Origin of the sequence: Pseudomonas donghuensis, assembly GCF_000696345.2 — a bacterium.
Taxonomy (GTDB): domain Bacteria; phylum Pseudomonadota; class Gammaproteobacteria; order Pseudomonadales; family Pseudomonadaceae; genus Aquipseudomonas; species Aquipseudomonas donghuensis.
Map to the genome: position 1 here is coordinate 489691 of NZ_CP071706.1, position 14977 is coordinate 504667.

The 14977-nt window shown below is 63.2% G+C and carries 9 protein-coding genes; 2 read left to right on the top strand and 7 right to left on the bottom strand.

The features are described 5' to 3' along the window. Positions 1-10: 10 nt before the first annotated feature. From selO to betI, 6 genes are all read right to left on the bottom strand, one after another. Entirely contained in the window at positions 11-1471 is a 1461-nt protein-coding gene (gene selO / locus BV82_RS02280; RefSeq protein ID WP_036995420.1) for a protein adenylyltransferase SelO, read from the bottom strand. Between the two features lie 58 nt (positions 1472-1529). Beyond that, positions 1530-4880 (bottom strand): mechanosensitive channel MscK, encoded by a 3351-nt coding sequence (gene mscK / locus BV82_RS02285; RefSeq protein WP_036995421.1) that lies wholly within the window; start codon positions 4878-4880, stop codon positions 1530-1532. Positions 4881-4919: 39 nt separating this feature from the next. Beyond that, positions 4920-6662 carry a potassium/proton antiporter gene (locus BV82_RS02290; protein WP_010222273.1) on the bottom strand — a complete coding sequence of 581 codons (1743 nt, stop codon included), beginning with the start codon at positions 6660-6662 and terminating at the stop codon, positions 4920-4922. 241 nt (positions 6663-6903) lie between these two features. Then, the gene (gene betA, locus BV82_RS02295; RefSeq protein WP_010222274.1) at positions 6904-8595 is read right to left on the bottom strand and encodes a choline dehydrogenase; all 1692 of its coding nucleotides are present in this window, start codon (positions 8593-8595) and stop codon (positions 6904-6906) included. A 151-nt stretch (positions 8596-8746) separates the two neighbouring features. Then, positions 8747-10219 (bottom strand): betaine-aldehyde dehydrogenase, encoded by a 1473-nt coding sequence (gene betB / locus BV82_RS02300; protein WP_010222275.1) that lies wholly within the window; start codon positions 10217-10219, stop codon positions 8747-8749. Between the two features lie 31 nt (positions 10220-10250). Then, positions 10251-10916, bottom strand: a complete 666-nt coding sequence (betI, locus tag BV82_RS02305) for a transcriptional regulator BetI (RefSeq protein WP_010222276.1) — start codon at positions 10914-10916, stop codon at positions 10251-10253. Between the two features lie 422 nt (positions 10917-11338). Between betI and betT the strand changes: the two genes are divergently transcribed. After that, a complete protein-coding gene (betT, locus tag BV82_RS02310) occupies positions 11339-13342 on the top strand; it encodes a choline BCCT transporter BetT (protein WP_036995423.1) in 2004 nt (667 codons plus the stop codon). A 128-nt stretch (positions 13343-13470) separates the two neighbouring features. After that, entirely contained in the window at positions 13471-14211 is a 741-nt protein-coding gene (locus BV82_RS02315) for a substrate-binding periplasmic protein (RefSeq protein WP_036995425.1), read from the top strand. Here the strand turns inward: BV82_RS02315 and BV82_RS02320 are convergent. Next, positions 14202-14969, bottom strand: coding sequence for a divergent polysaccharide deacetylase family protein (locus BV82_RS02320; RefSeq protein WP_036995427.1), 768 nt, complete (start codon positions 14967-14969; stop codon positions 14202-14204). The two genes, BV82_RS02315 and BV82_RS02320, sit on opposite strands and share 10 nt — an antisense overlap. Between the last annotated feature and the right edge of the window lie 8 nt (positions 14970-14977).

The following is a 14977-nucleotide window of genomic DNA, read 5'->3' on the forward strand; positions in this document are numbered from 1 at the left end:
GGCGCAGGCCTTACGACGAGCAGCTGATTTCCAGGTGCTTGCCCCACTCCGGTGGCCGCTGGGCGTAGGCTTGCATCCCCGCTTGCTCCTCGAACGGTTTGCTCAGCACCTGGTGCAGGCGGCGAACTTCCTCGTAGTCACCACCCTCGGCCGCCTCGATGGCGCGCTGGGCCAGGTAGTTGCGCAGGATGTACAGCGGGTTGACCGCATGCATGCGCGCGCGGCGGCCTTCGGCGTTGCCGGGCTCGCGCTGCAGGCGTGCCAGGTAATCGGCTGACCACAGGTCGAAACCGGCCAGGTCGATGAAGTCGTCACGCACTACCTGCAGCGCCTGCTCAGCAGGCTGGTCGCCGAGCTGGCGGAAGAACAGGGTGTAGTCCACCGCGCCCGGTTGCATCAGTTGCAACAGGCGTTCGATCAGCAGCTTGTCGCCGTCTTCCGCGCGGGTCAGGCCCAGACGCCGACGCATCAGGTCCAGGTAATGGGCCTCGTACAACGGCAGGAACAGCCCCAGGGTTTCCTTCAGCGCTTCGACGCTGATGAACGGCGTCAGGGCCTGGGCCAGGGCGCTGAGGTTCCAGTGGGCGATGGGCACCTGATTGCTGTAGCTGTAGCGGCCCTGGTCATCGGAGTGATTGCAGATGAAGTTGGCGTCGAAGTCGTCGAGGAAGGCAAAGGGGCCGAAGTCGAAGGTGATGCCCAGGATCGACATGTTGTCGGTGTTCATCACGCCGTGGCAGAAGCCGTAAGCCTGCCAGCGGGCAATCAGCTCGGCGTTGCGCTCGACAATGGTGCGGAACATCGCCAGGTACGGTTCCGGCGCGTCGCGGCACTCGGCGAAATGCGTATTGAGCACATGCTCGGCAAGCATGCGCTGCTGCTCGGGCTGGCGGGTGTAATAGAAATACTCGAAATGACCGAAGCGTACATGGCTCGGCGCCAGGCGCAACAGCATGGCCGCGCGCTCCTGGGTTTCGCGCCAGACCGGCGTACTTGAGCCGATCACGCACAGCGCCCGGCTGCTGGGGATGCCCAGGGCTGGCAGGGCTTCGGAGGCAAGGAATTCGCGGATCGAGGAGCGCAGTACCGCGCGGCCATCGCCCATACGCGAATACGGCGTCTGCCCGGCGCCCTTGAGGTGCAGGTCCCAGGATTGGCCGGCGTCATTGCGCACTTCGCCCAGCAACAGGCCACGGCCATCGCCCAGGCGTGGGTTGTAGGAGCCGAACTGATGCCCGGAATAGACCATCGCCCGCGGCTCGGCCTCGGCCCACAGTTTGTGGCCGCCGAACAGTTCGGCAAAGACCGGGGAATAGGCTTCGGTTGGTTCCAGGTCGAGCAACGCCATGGCCGCTTCGCTGGCGATCACCAGGCGCGGTTCGGCAATCGGCTCGGGCAGTACCGAAGTAGAAAAGGCGTCGCCCAGGCGGGCGAAACGGTTATCGAACGTCAGTTCGTCGAGGGCTTTCAACGGCCATCTCCTGGAGAAAACCTGAGTATTCTGCAAGGGTATGGCCGCTGGCGTCCAGTCAGGCCGGTTTGCCTGGCGCTTCGTCAGCGGGCTTGCCGCTGTTGTTGGCGGTTGGCAGCACGGTCTTGTCCAGGCTTTCTACCGGGACCATCTTGTACTCCTGGCCCTGCATGTTCTTCAGGTAGATCTCCATCTGCCGGAAGGAGATGTTGATGTGCTGCCGCTTGAACTCTTTGTTGATGTAGCGGTTGATCTCGTCGAGTACCGGGTTGCGGTCGCCCAGGTCGCGTACGTGCATGCGCAGTTCATGGTCCAGGGTGCTTTCGCCGAAGTTGAGGAAATAGACGATCGGCGCCGGTTCCTTGAGTACCCGTGGGTTGTCGTTGGCGGCCTTGAGCAGCAGGGTGCGCACCAGGTCGAGGTCCGAGCCGTAGTCGACGCCGAGCTTGAGGGTCACCCGGGTGATGGTGTCGGTCAGCGACCAGTTGATCAGTTGCCCGGTGATGAAGGTCTTGTTCGGGACAATAATGTCCTTGCGGTCGAAGTCGGTGATGGTGGTGGCGCGAATGCGGATCTTGCTCACCGTGCCGGAGAGGTTGCCGATGGTGATGGTGTCGCCGATCCGTACCGGGCGCTCGAACAGGATCATGATCCCGGAGATGAAGTTGGCGAAGATCTCCTGCATGCCGAAGCCCAGGCCCACCGACAGTGCGGCCACCAGCCATTGCAGCTTGTCCCAGCTGACGCCCAAGGCTGACAGGGTAGAGACGAAGCCGACCCCGGCAATCACGTAGGACAGCAACGTGGTGGTGGCGTAGGCGCTGCCCTGGGCCAGGTTCAGGCGTGATAGCACCAGCACTTCCAGCAGGCCAGGCAAGTTGCCGGCCAGGGCAACGGTGATGCCGATGATCACCAGTGCGCCCAGCAGGTCGCGCAGGCTGATCGGCACCATGCTCATGGATGCGCCGGTGCCGCTGGTGTACTCGTACAGGGTGATGTTGTCGAGGTAGGCGAACACGCTGATCAGGTCCGACCAGACCCAGTACAGGGCGGCGATGAAGCCGCCGAGCAGGGCCAGGCGAATCAGGCGCAGGGACTGCTGGTTGACCTGTTCGATGTCCAGGGTCGGCTCTTCGACCAGCACTTCGCCATCCAGGCCTTCCTTGGCCGCCTGGCGCTTGCTCAGCGCCCGCTGGTAGGCCAGGCGCCGGGCGGCCACGGCCAGGCCGCGGACGAAGGCGGCTTCGATCACCAGCCAGAACATCAGCAGGTACAGGGTATCGATCAGGCGGTCGGTGAGCTTGAGCGCGGTGTAGTAATAGCCAAAGCACACGGCGATGAACAGCGCCACCGGCAGCGCGGTGAAGGCCACGCCCACGGCCTTGCGAAACAGCGAGGTGTTGCGGTGGGTGGGGCTGCTCAGCAGCAGGCGGCTGAGCAGCCAGGCCATCAGCGCATAGCAGGTCAGCACCACGCCGATGCCGAGCACGTCTTCAGCCAGCGCCGAGGGTTGATGCTCGGCCACCGCCACCACCCCGACCAGGGCCAGGACCACGGTGCCGAGGCGGCGGATCCAGCCACGGAGGAATTCGACTTGGGGCTTTTCCCAGCGAAAGTGCAGTTCGGCCACGCCGCCCGGGGCGAGTATCCGGTAGGCGGTGTAGAACACCAGCCAGGCCTGGGCCACCTGGAACAGCGCCGAGGCGAGGTTGGCGTTCTGCCCGCGGGCGTCGACCTGCAGGGCATAGCCGCACAGGGCCAGGCCCAGGCTCAGGGGCATGGCCAGGAGAATATTGACCAGGATGGCCTGGGGCGTGTGCCACTGGCTGTCACGCTTGAAGTGGCCGACATCCTGATGAACCTTGGTCAGGCGCGCATACAGGTACTTGCGCCGCCACAGCAGGGCGCCGATCAGCAACAGCAAGGGCAGGAACAGCAACGGGCGCTGGGCCAGGCCGTCGGTCAGCTCCCGCAGGCCCGACCCCCAGGGCAGGCTGACCACCTGTTTCTGCAGGCGCTCGGGCACGCTGCGCAGCCATTCCAGGTCCAGCGGCTTGTTGCTGGGGATCCAGAACATCTGCTCATCAAGGGTTGCACGCAGGTTCTGCGCGGTGCTGAACAGTTGCTTCTGGTTCAACTGCAGAGTGATTGATTCGTTGAGCAGCGCGCTCAGTTCACGGTTCAGGCGTTCGAGCAGGTCGCTGCGAGTGATCGCCACTTCCAGCAAGGCCTTGCGCAATTGCGGGGTGACGGTCTCGGGTGGTTGTGCGGTGAGCAGCTTGTCGACATAGCTGCTCGGGCTGCTGATCTGCTCGCGCTGCTGGTTGATCTCGAACTGGTACAGGCGGATGTCGGCGATCTGGTCGGCCAGGTCGCGGTCGAGCTTCAGGTGCGGCAGCGCCTGCTTTTGCTTGTAGAGGATCTTCGACAGCAGCAGGCTGCCCTTGAGCACGCTGATCTGCTCGTCCAGAGCCTGGTCGCTCTGGGTCAGGCTGTCCAACTGCTGCTTGGTCTTGAGGTTCTGCTGGGTCAGGTCGTTGAGGCTGTCGGTGCTGCGCAGCAGGTAGTCGGAGAGCTTGAGGTTGGCGGCGCTTTCGGTGGCCAGTAGGGTGCTGCCGCCAGCTTTCTGCGCTTCGATCGACTGTTCGGTGACGGTTTGCTGGGACTGGGCCAGACGCTTCTGGTTGATCAGCGTCTGCAGGTCCTGGATTTCCTGTTCCAGGCGCGCGGCGCGCTCGATCAGCAGGTCATGCTGGCTGTTGCCCAGGTCTTGCAGCAGGCTGTTGCCGGCCAGTTCCTGGCGGCGCAGCAGGGTCAGGGCGTTGAGCGCGGCCAGTTCGGCGTTGAGCTGGTTGCGCTGGTCGGCGCTGAGCGGCTTGCCGCCGTCCTTGCCGATCTTCAGGCTGGTGTTGATCTGCTGGGTGCGGGTCTGGTTGGCGCTGATTTCTGCCTGGGCCCGTTCGGGCCGGGTCTGCGCGGTGATGGTCAGGCTGTTGGCCTCGGACAGCGCTTTTTGTAGTTCGCCCTGCTCGGTGGTGCGCTCGGCAAGCAATTGCTCCAGCTGCGGCACGCTGGAGGCGGCGTAGCGCTGGGTGACCGGGATCACCTTGCTGTCCTTGAGTTTGGCCAGCTCGCGCTGGTTTTCGCTGGTCTGGCGCGGCGCGTCGTTGAGCTGGTGCTTGAGCGCGGTGAGCTTCTTCTCGCTGTCCTCTTTGTTGCCGAGGAAGGCCAGGGTCTTTTCGAGCACCTGCTGCAGGGCTTTCTGTTCGGCCTCGGGCAGCTTGCGTTCGGTGATCTTGTCCAGGCTTTGCTGGATCGCTGCCGTGGTTGGCGGTTCAGCCGCCCACACCGGGGAGAAGGACAGGCACAGCCCGATCAGGGCTGCGCTTAACAACGTGCGCAGGGACATAGGCAGAAAATTCGTACAGGCAGAGGCGAAGAACAGAGTTTAAAGGAACAATCCAGGGCCGGGTCGAGTTCCTTCGGGGAATTTGACGCCCACTTTGAGGATCTTGTTCCCTTCCATCACTGCAACCGTCCACAAGGTGCTGTTCCACTCGATCTGGTCGCCGACCACCGGTGCGCCGCCAACCTTCTGCGCGATGAAGCGGCTGAGCGGCATGTGCGGGTCCTGGCCGTCGAGCTTCAATCCGTACAACGCCGCTACAGCCCCCAGTTCTGCGTCACCTTCGAGCACGAAGTCACCAAAGAAGCGCAGGTCCTGGCCACGCTGCGGTGCCTGGCTGAACAGCTTGCCGAGGGCTGGCAGGTTGTGTTCGTGGCCGATCACGCAGAGCAGGTCGTCGACTTCCAGGGTGGTACTTCCCGACGGATGGAGCAGTTGCTGACCGCGAAACAGCGCTGCGATACGGGTGCCTTCAGGCATTTTCAGCTCGCGCAGGGCGGCGCCGATGCACCATTTTTCCGCGCCCAGTCGATAGATGAACAACTCCCACTCGCTGGTGATGTGCACTTCCAGGGCCGAACGGGAGATCGGGGCAGGGTCGGGCGGTACCGTCACTTTCAGCAGCTTGGCCACCCAGGGCAGGCTGGTGCCCTGCACCAGCAACGACACCAGGACGATGAAGAACGCCAGGTTGAAGAACAACTGGGCATCCGGCAGCCCGGCCATCAACGGGAACACCGCCAGAATGATCGGTACCGCGCCACGCAGGCCTACCCAGGAGATAAAGGCTTTTTCGCGGCCATGGAAGGCCTTGAACGGCAGCAGGCTGGCGACCACCGACAGCGGCCGGGCGAAGATGATCATCCACAGCGCCAGGCCCAGCGCCGGCAGGGCGATCGGTAGCAGGTCGTGAGGCGTCACCAGCAGGCCGAGGACCAGGAACATACCGATTTGCGCCAGCCAGGCCATGCCGTCGAGCATGTGCAGGATGCCGTGGCGGCTGCGGATCGGGCGGTTGCCCAGCACCAGGCCACACAGGTACACGGCAAGGAAGCCGCTGCCGTGCAGGGCGTTGGTCAGCGAGAACACCACCAGGCCGCCGGCCACCACCAGGATCGGGTACAGGCCGCCGGCGAGGTTGATGCGGTTGACCAGCTGCAGCATCAGCCAGCCGCCCCCCAGGCCCAGCAGGCCGCCGATGCCGAACTCGCGCAACAGGTGAGTGAGCAGGCTCCAGTGCAGGCCGGTCTGGCCGCTGGCGATCATGTCGATCAGGGTTACGGTGAGAAACACCGCCATCGGGTCGTTACTGCCCGATTCGATTTCGAGGGTTGCCGTCACCCGTTCGTTCAGGCCCTTGCCGCCGAGCAGCGAGAACACCGCCGCAGCGTCGGTGGAGCCGACGATGGCGCCGATCAGCAGGCCCTGGATCAGGCTCAGGTTGAACAGCCAGGCGGCGACCATGCCGGTCAGGCCGGTGGTGATCAGCACGCCGACGGTCGCCAGCGACAGCGCCGGCCACAGGGCCACGCGGAAACTCGCCACCCGCGTGCGCAGGCCGCCGTCGAGGAGGATCACCGCGAGGGCCAGGTTGCCCACCAGATAGGCGGTCGGGTAGTTGTTGAAGATGATCCCGCCACCATCGACCCCGGCGATCATGCCGACCGCAAGGATGATGACCAGGATCGGGATGCCCAGGCGTGAAGACAGTGAGCTGACCAGAATACTTGCACCCACCAGCAATGCGCCGATCAAGAACAGGCTATTGATGGTGGACGCATCCAAAGGCAGTACTCCGGGGAAAAGCAGGAAGGAGGGGCGGTTTGCTTTGAATATCAAGCAGGTCGCGTGCCAAGGATTCTAACCTGAGGGGTTGGCGGGCTGTAAAGGGTTAATCGCGGGGACAAAAAAGACACTCCCTGGAGTGCCTTCTTGTGTTGCCTTGGCGGGCCTCATCGCGGGTCAAGCCCGCTCCCACACGGATTGCACATCACCTGTGGGAGCGGGCTTGCCCCGCGAAAGAGGCTTAAGCCTGTTTCACTTCACGCAGCGCCTTGCCTTTGACCGGCGCGCCGTTGGCGACGTAGTACTTGGCGGTGCTGCGTGGCAGCGGCTGGCGGTTGCGGATCTTGTCGGCGATTTTCTCGGCGATCATGATCGTGGTGGCGTTGAGGTTGCCGGTGATGATGATCGGCATGATCGAGGCATCGACCACTCGCAGGCCCTGCATGCCATGCACGCGGCCCTGGCCGTCGACCACCGCCATCTCGTCGTCGCCCATCTTGCACGAGCAGGACGGGTGGAACGCGGTCTCGGCGTGCTCGCGGATGAACTTGTCCAGTTCCTCGTCGGTCTGCACGTCGGCGCCCGGGCTGATTTCGCGGCCACGGTAGGCGTCCAGCGCAGGCTGGGCCATGATTTCGCGGGTCAGGCGGATGCCGTCACGAAATTCCTGCCAGTCCTGCTCGGTCGCCATGTAGTTGAACAGGATGCTCGGGTGCTGGCGCGGGTCTTTGGACTTGAGCTGGATACGGCCGCGGCTAGGCGAGCGCATCGAACCCATGTGGGCCTGGAAGCCGTGTTCCTGTACACCGTTGCTGCCGTTGTAATTGATCGCCACCGGCAGGAAGTGGTACTGGATGTTCGGCCATTCGAACTCTTCACGAGTACGGATGAAACCACCGGCTTCGAACTGGTTGCTGGCGCCGATACCGGTGCCCTTGAACAGCCACTCGGCACCGATGGCCGGCTGGTTGTACCAGAGCAGCGACGGGTACAGCGACACTGGCTGGGTGCAGGCGTACTGCAGGTACAGCTCAAGGTGGTCCTGCAGGTTTTCGCCCACGCCTGGCAGGTCGTGAACCACAGGCACGTTGAGGCTTTCCAGCAGCGCACGCGGGCCAACGCCGGAGCGTTGCAGCAGTTGCGGCGAAGCGATGGCGCCGGAGCAGACGATCACTTCCTTGCGCGCACGGGCTTCGACGCGCTCTTCGCTGGCGCCGACCAGGTAGCTGACGCCCACGGCGCGCTTGCCGTCGAACAGCACGCGATCGCTCAGGGCGTGAGTGACGATGGTCAGGGTCGAGCGCTTCTTGGCGGTGTCCAGGTAGCCGCGGGCGGTGCTGGAGCGACGGCCTTTAGGCGTCACGGTACGGTCCATCGGGCCGAAACCTTCCTGCTGGTAGCCGTTGAGGTCTTCGGTACGCGGGTAACCGGCTTGCACGCCGGCTTCGACCATGGCGTGGAACAGCGGGTTGTTACCGGCTTTAGGCGTGGTCACGCTGACCGGGCCTTCGCCGCCGTGGTAATCGTTGGCGCCGATGTCGCGGGTTTCCGCTTTGCGGAAGTACGGCAGGCAGTCCAGGTAGGTCCAGTCCTCAAGGCCTGGCAGTTTTGCCCAGCCGTCGAAGTCCATGGCGTTGCCGCGGATGTAGCACATGCCGTTGATCAGCGACGAGCCACCCAGGCCCTTGCCGCGACCGCATTCCATCCGGCGGCCGTCCATGTGCGGCTCCGGGTCGGTCTCGTAGGCCCAGTTGTAGCGGCGGCCCTGCAGCGGGAAGGCCAGCGCGGCTGGCATCTGGGTGCGGAAGTCCATGCGGTAGTCAGGGCCACCGGCCTCGAGCAGCAGGACAGTCACGCCTTCGTCTTCGGTCAGGCGGGTCGCCAGGGTATTACCGGCAGAGCCGGCACCGACGATGATGTAGTCATATTCCATGGCTTTCTCCGAAAGCAGCTGCAAGCCTCAAGCTACAAGCCGCAAGAAAATGCGGTCGTGCGAGGCTCGCAAATGAGTGAGAGCTGCAAGAGCCGGTTGGCGCAACACGCACCGGCTTTGACTTGCAGCTTGCCGCTTGAAGCTTGTCGCTTCAGAACACCGAGTTGTAGGAACCCAGCTCAACTTGAACGGATTTGATGCGAGTGTACTGAGCCAGCGAGCTCACGCCGTTCTCACGGCCGACACCGGACTGCTTGTAACCGCCGACCGGCATTTCGGCTGGCGACTCGCCCCAGGCGTTGATCCAGCAGATACCGGCTTCCAGCTGGTGGATGATGCGGTGGGCGCGGCTGATGTCGTTGGTGCACACGCCAGCGGCCAGGCCGTATTCGGTGTCGTTGGCACGACGGATGACTTCTTCCTCGGTCTCGTAGGAGAGGATGCTCATCACTGGGCCGAAGATCTCTTCCTTGACGATGGTCATGTCGTCACGGCAGTCGGTGAACACGGTCGGCGCCACGAATGCGCCCTTGGCCAGTTCGCCTGCGGTCAGGCGCTCGCCGCCACAGAGAACGCGTGCGCCTTCTTCCTTGCCCTTGGCGATGTAGCCCAGCACGCTTTCCATGTGAGCGAAGCTGACCAGCGGGCCGAAGTTGGTGTTTTCGTCTTCAGGGTTGCCAACGCGGATGCGCGCAACGCGCTCGGCGATCTTGGCTTCGAAAGCCGCTTTCATCGAGGCAGGGACGAACACGCGGGTACCGTTGGTGCAGACCTGGCCCGAGCTGTAGAAGTTGGCCATCATGGCGATGTCGGCGGCGCGATCGAGGTCGGCGTCGTCGCAGATGATCAGTGGCGACTTGCCGCCCAGTTCCATGGTGACTTCCTTGAGCGTCGAGCTCGAGGCGCTGGCCATGACCTTCTTGCCGGTGGTGGTGCCGCCGGTGAAGGAGATTTTCTCGATGCGCGGGTGCTCGGTCAGCCAGGTGCCGACTTCGCGGCCGCTGCCGGTCAGAACGTTGAACACGCCGTCCGGCAGGCCGGCTTCGGTGTAGATCTCGGCCAGTTTCAGGGTGGTCAGCGAGGTGACTTCGCTCGGCTTGAAGATCATCGCGTTACCGGCCGCCAGGGCAGGAGCGGATTTCCACAGGGCGATCTGGATCGGGTAGTTCCAGGCGCCGATACCGGCGGTCACGCCCAGCGGCTCGCGGCGGGTGTAGACGAACGAGCTGTCGCGCAGCGGGATCTGCTCGCCTTCGATGGCCGGTACCAGGCCTGCGTAGTATTCCAGCACGTCGGCGCCGGTGACGATGTCGACGTAGCGGGTTTCGGAGTAGGACTTGCCGGTGTCCAGGGTTTCCAGGGCGGCCAGCTCATCGTTGCGCTCGCGCAGGATGTCGACGGCGCGGCGCAGGATGCGCGAACGCTGCATGGCGGTCATCGCCGCCCAGACTTTCTGGCCGCGTTCGGCGCTTTCTACGGCGCGCTCGACGTCGGCCTGGGTAGCGCGTTGCACCTGGGCGAGGACTTCGCCGTTGGCCGGGTTGATGGCGTCGAAGGTAGCGTCGCTGGAAGCGTCGACATAACCACCATCAATGTAGAGTTTTTGCAGTTCGAAACGGGCCATAGTGTCCTCGCAAGTGCATATGTGTGTTTGGCTATCCGTGCAGCGCTCCTGCTTGTTTGGCAATCGCGACGCGCGGTGGTTCAGAGGCCTGGTTTTGCGTGTCCGGGCTCGTCTGTTTCGCCAGTTGTAGATCCATGTATTCGTAAGCGATTTGTTTCGCCTGGTCGGTGTCGAACGCGTCTCCGGACAGCGCACCGCGCAGCCACAGACCGTCGATCAATGCTGCCAGGCCACGGGCCGCGGTGCGTGCATCAGGCAGCGGCAGGACGCGGCGGAACTGGCAGCACAGGTTGGAATACAAGCGGTGATCGTTGATCCGCTGCAACCTGTGCAAAGACGGCTGGTGCATGCTGGAAGCCCAGAAGGCCAACCAGGTTTTCATTGCCGGGCCGTTGACCTGGCTGGCGTCGAAGTTGCCTTCGATAATCACCTGCAGGTGGGCGCGCGGGCTGGTGTCCTTGAGCGCCTGCCGGTTGGCGACGACGTTCTCGTTCAGCACGCTCATCAAGTACCGCATGGTCGCTGCGATCAGGCCGTTCTTGTCCTGAAAGTAGTGACTGATGATGCCATTCGACACACCGGCCAAACGGGCGATCAGCGCAATGCTGGCGTCACCCATGCCGACCTGGTCGATGGCCATCAATGTGGCTTCGATCAACTGCTGGCGGCGAATGGGTTGCATACCGACCTTGGGCATCTTGCAAATCTCCTCAGGCCTGCGAGCAGTCGACGAGCGGCTGCCTCGGCGAAGGCCAGTCTATTTTGTTTTGATTGAACGTTCAATCAACAAAGAATAAGCTCTGCGACAATCTGTGCAATTGACAGGTTTTTCCTACCTGCAGTGAGCACAAATTGGCACCCCAAAAAGACGTGGAACCCCCGGAATACAAGGTGTTGACGGGTGTAAACGGCGCGTTGAGCAGATCTGCCGAGCGGTATCGCACCGCGCGGCCAACCCTCGGGACGGGGTTTTCGGCCTGTTTTTTTCAACGCAATCGATTCGGGATCACGGTTTTTTCAAGGTGCTTTTATAACACCTGAAGCAGTGGGGCTATTGCACCATTTGCTTGGGTAACGATTGTTTCGTGTTTCTCTCGCACTGCCCGGAGCCTATGTGCAATGAGTTCTGCCTCCCTAATCAAGACCCCTGCCGAGAGGGTCCGGGTCAACAGCGTGGTGTTCTTCACCTCGACGTTGTTGATCCTGCTGTTGACTGCCTTGCTGATCGCAGTTCCCGAAACCGCCGGCCGCGTGCTGAACGAGGCCCAGGCCTGGTTGTCGCGCAGCTTCGGCTGGTACTACATGCTGGTGATTGGCGGCTACCTGCTGTTCGTCATCGTTCTGGCCTTCTCCAATTTCGGCAAGCTCAAGCTTGGCGGCAAGGATGACAAGCCGGACTTCAGCTACGGTGCCTGGGCCGGGATGCTGTTCTCCTCCGGTATCGGTATCTCGCTGCTGTACTTCGGCGCGTCCGAGCCGCTGGATCACTACTTCAACCCGCCTGAAGGCGCACCGGCCAGCCTGCAAGCGGCCCGTGAAGGCCTGCAACTGACCTTCCTGCACTGGGGTCTGCATGGCTGGGCAATCTATGCTCTGGTCGGCCTGGCCGTGGCCTACTTCGCCTACCGCCACAACCAACCCCTGGCACTGCGCTCGGCGCTGTACCCGCTGGTCGGTGAGCGTTGGGTCAAGGGGGCCGCGGGCCACACCGTCGACATCTTCGGCATGTTCGTGACCCTGCTGGGCCTGGTGACCAACCTGGGTATTGGTTCGATGCAGGTGTCCTCGGGGCTGGAATACCTGTTCGGCATGCAGCACAGCGACACCAACCTGCTGATCGTGATCCTGGTGATGAGCACCGTGGCGACCATCGCCGCCGTGTCGGGTGTGGAGAACGGCATCCGCCGCCTGTCCAACCTCAACATCATCCTGTTCAGCGGCCTGCTGTTGTTCGTGCTGCTCAACGGCCCGACCCTGCACCTGCTCAACAGCTTCGTGCAGAACATCGGCGACTACCTCAACGGCGCGGTGCTAAAGACCTTCGACCTGTACGTCTATGAAGGCGACAGTGACAAGTCCGAGCGCTGGCTGGGCCTGTGGACCGTGTTCTACTGGGCCTGGTGGATTTCCTGGGGCCCGTTCGTCGGCATGTTCATTGCCCGTATCTCGCGCGGTCGTACCGTGCGCGAACTGGTCGCTGGCGTGCTGCTGATTCCGCTGGGCTTCACCTTGGCCTGGCTGTCGATCTTCGGCAACTCGGCACTGGACCTGGTGATGAACCAGGGCGCGGTGGAACTCGGTCGAACGGCGCTGGAACAGCCGGCGATGTCGATCTACCAGCTGCTCGAGCACTATCCGTTTGCCAAGATCGTGGTCGGTGTCGCGATTTTCGTTGGCTTCGTACTGTTCCTGACCCCAGCCGACTCCGGCGCGGTGATGATGGCCAACCTTTCCTGCAAAGGCGGCCATGTCGACGAAGATGCGCCGAACTGGCTGCGTATTCTCTGGTCGGCGATCATTACCGTGGTCACCATCGGTTTGCTTCTGGCCGGTAACTTCCAGGCCATGCAGACCATGGTGGTGCTGGCGGGACTGCCGTTCTCGGTAGTGCTGGTGCTGTTCATGTTCGGCCTGTACAAGGCCATGAAACAGGACAGCCAGGTCGAGCAGGAGCAGGCCGAACTGGCTGCCCGTGGCCGTCGCGGTTTCAGCGAGCGCCTGAGCCAGCTGGACCTGCAGCCGACCCAGGCGATCGTTCAGCGCTTCATGGACAAGCGCGTCAGCCCGGCGCTCAAGGAAGCAGCCGCGCAGTTGCAGACCCTGGGCTTCCAGGTGCAGACCCGGGTCGGCCAGTCGCGTTCGGCCATGGGCCTGCGCATCGACATGGAAGAAGGTAACCCGTTCGTTTACGAAGTAAGCCTGGACGGCTACCTGGCCGCGCCGAGCGAAGCACCGGTGGAAGGCGAGTCGGAAGTGCGCCAGCGCTTCTACCGCGCCGAGGTGTACCTGCACAACGGCAGCCAGGAATACGATCTGATGGGCTTCACCCCGGAGCAGATCACCCGGGATGTGCTCGATCAGTTCGAAAGCCATCGCCAGTTGCTGGGGCGTGTCTACAGCTGATAACGGCTGATTGACCCGAAGGGCTCTGTTCGCAGGAACAGGGCCCTTTTTGTTGTGATACCGGTGCAGACTGGACAGGCGCACTAGGCCCCGGCACTCTTGGCGTTGCCAAGGAGCCCGGTGCCACCATGTTCAAGCGTCTTGTCCTGTTGCTGTGCAGCTGCCTGTCGTTCACCCACCTTGCCCAGGCGAGCGAGCCTGTGGTGCTGCTCACCGAAAACTTCCCGCCCTACAACATGGCCATCAGCGGCAAGAGCTTCGCCCGCGACGATGGCATCAATGGCATTGCCGCCGACCTGGTACGCGAGATGTTCAAGCGCGCCGGGGTGCCCTACAGCATGACCCTGCGCTTCCCCTGGCAGCGCATCTACGAGCAGGCCCTGCAAACCCCCGGCTACGGCGTTTTCGTCATGGCTCGCCAGCCCGAGCGGGAAAAACTGTTCAAGTGGGTCGGACCGCTGGGGCCGGATGACTGGATTTTGCTGGCCCCCGAGGGTAGCCCGATTGCCTTGAGCAGCCTGCAGCAAGCCAAGCGTTATCGTATCGGGGCTTATAAAGGGGATGCGATTGCCGAATACCTGGCCAAGCAAGGCCTGAACCCGGTGTTGGTGCTGCGCGACCGCGACAACGCGAAAAAGCTGGTGAACGGCGAAATCGACCTGTGGGCCAGCGGCGACCCGGCCGGGCGCTACCTGGCGCGCCAGGTGGGGGTGAGCAAGCTTAAGACGGTGCTGCGTTTTCACGGTGCCGAGCTGTACCTGGCGCTTAACCGTGAAGTGCCGGACGAGGTAGTGAACAAGCTGCAGCAAGCGCTGGAGCAGATGCGCAGCGACGGCTTTGTCGAGGCAACCTTCGCCCGCTACTTGTAGATGCCGTCGCGCCCGTGGCCGGACATCGCGCGATTGCTGCGCTCGGTGATCATCTGCTGAATTTCTATCCACTCGACGCCCTGGGCCTTGAGCTTGGGCAGTTCGCGTTCGAGCACTTCCAGGGTCTGTGGATAAGGATGCCCGATCAGTACCGCCGTGCCTTGCTTGCGCGCCAGGGCAATACCCTGTTGCAGCTGGCCGGTAATGGCTTCGGTGGTGCGCAGGTCATCGAGGAACACATCCCGCGACACGCTGGCCAGGCCGATGCTTTGTGCCGATTTGGCGGCCACCGTGGCGGCGCTGGTGCGGCTGTCGACGAAGAACAGGTCGCGGCGCTGCAATTCACCCATCAACCAGGCCATGGCCGCAGGCTCCGCGGTCATGCGGCTGCCCATGTGGTTGTTGATCCCGACGGCGTAGGGCACTTTGTCGAGCGCCGCGTTCAACCGCCGCTCAAGCTCCGGCAAGGGTGTACCGGGGTGCCAGGCGTAGGGGCCGGTGGCCGGGTCCATGGGCATGTGCAGGATCACCGTCTTGCCGGCGTGATGGGCCTGGCGGGCAAACGCTGTGGCATGCGGGGTATCGGGCATGATCGCCAGGGTCACCGGGCCGGGCAGGGCCAGGGCGCGTGAGTCGCGCGCAGGGTTCTGCCCCAGGTCGTCGATGATCAGTGTCAGGTAGGCCTTGCCCGGTTGAGTCGGCGCCGCGAGGGCGACACCGCTCATCAGGTACAACAGGGCCAACAGCAGGTAACGCATCAACTGGC

Coding starts and splice junctions, on each gene's coding strand:
- mscK (WP_036995421.1), bottom strand. CDS start 4,880: ATGTCCCTGCGCACGTTGTTAAGCGCAGCCCTGATCGGGCTGTGCCTG.
- betA (WP_010222274.1), bottom strand. CDS start 8,595: ATGGAATATGACTACATCATCGTCGGTGCCGGCTCTGCCGGTAATACC.
- betB (WP_010222275.1), bottom strand. CDS start 10,219: ATGGCCCGTTTCGAACTGCAAAAACTCTACATTGATGGTGGTTATGTC.
- betI (WP_010222276.1), bottom strand. CDS start 10,916: ATGCCCAAGGTCGGTATGCAACCCATTCGCCGCCAGCAGTTGATCGAA.
- betT (WP_036995423.1), top strand. CDS start 11,339: ATGAGTTCTGCCTCCCTAATCAAGACCCCTGCCGAGAGGGTCCGGGTC.
- BV82_RS02315 (WP_036995425.1), top strand. CDS start 13,471: ATGTTCAAGCGTCTTGTCCTGTTGCTGTGCAGCTGCCTGTCGTTCACC.
- BV82_RS02320 (WP_036995427.1), bottom strand. CDS start 14,969: ATGCGTTACCTGCTGTTGGCCCTGTTGTACCTGATGAGCGGTGTCGCC.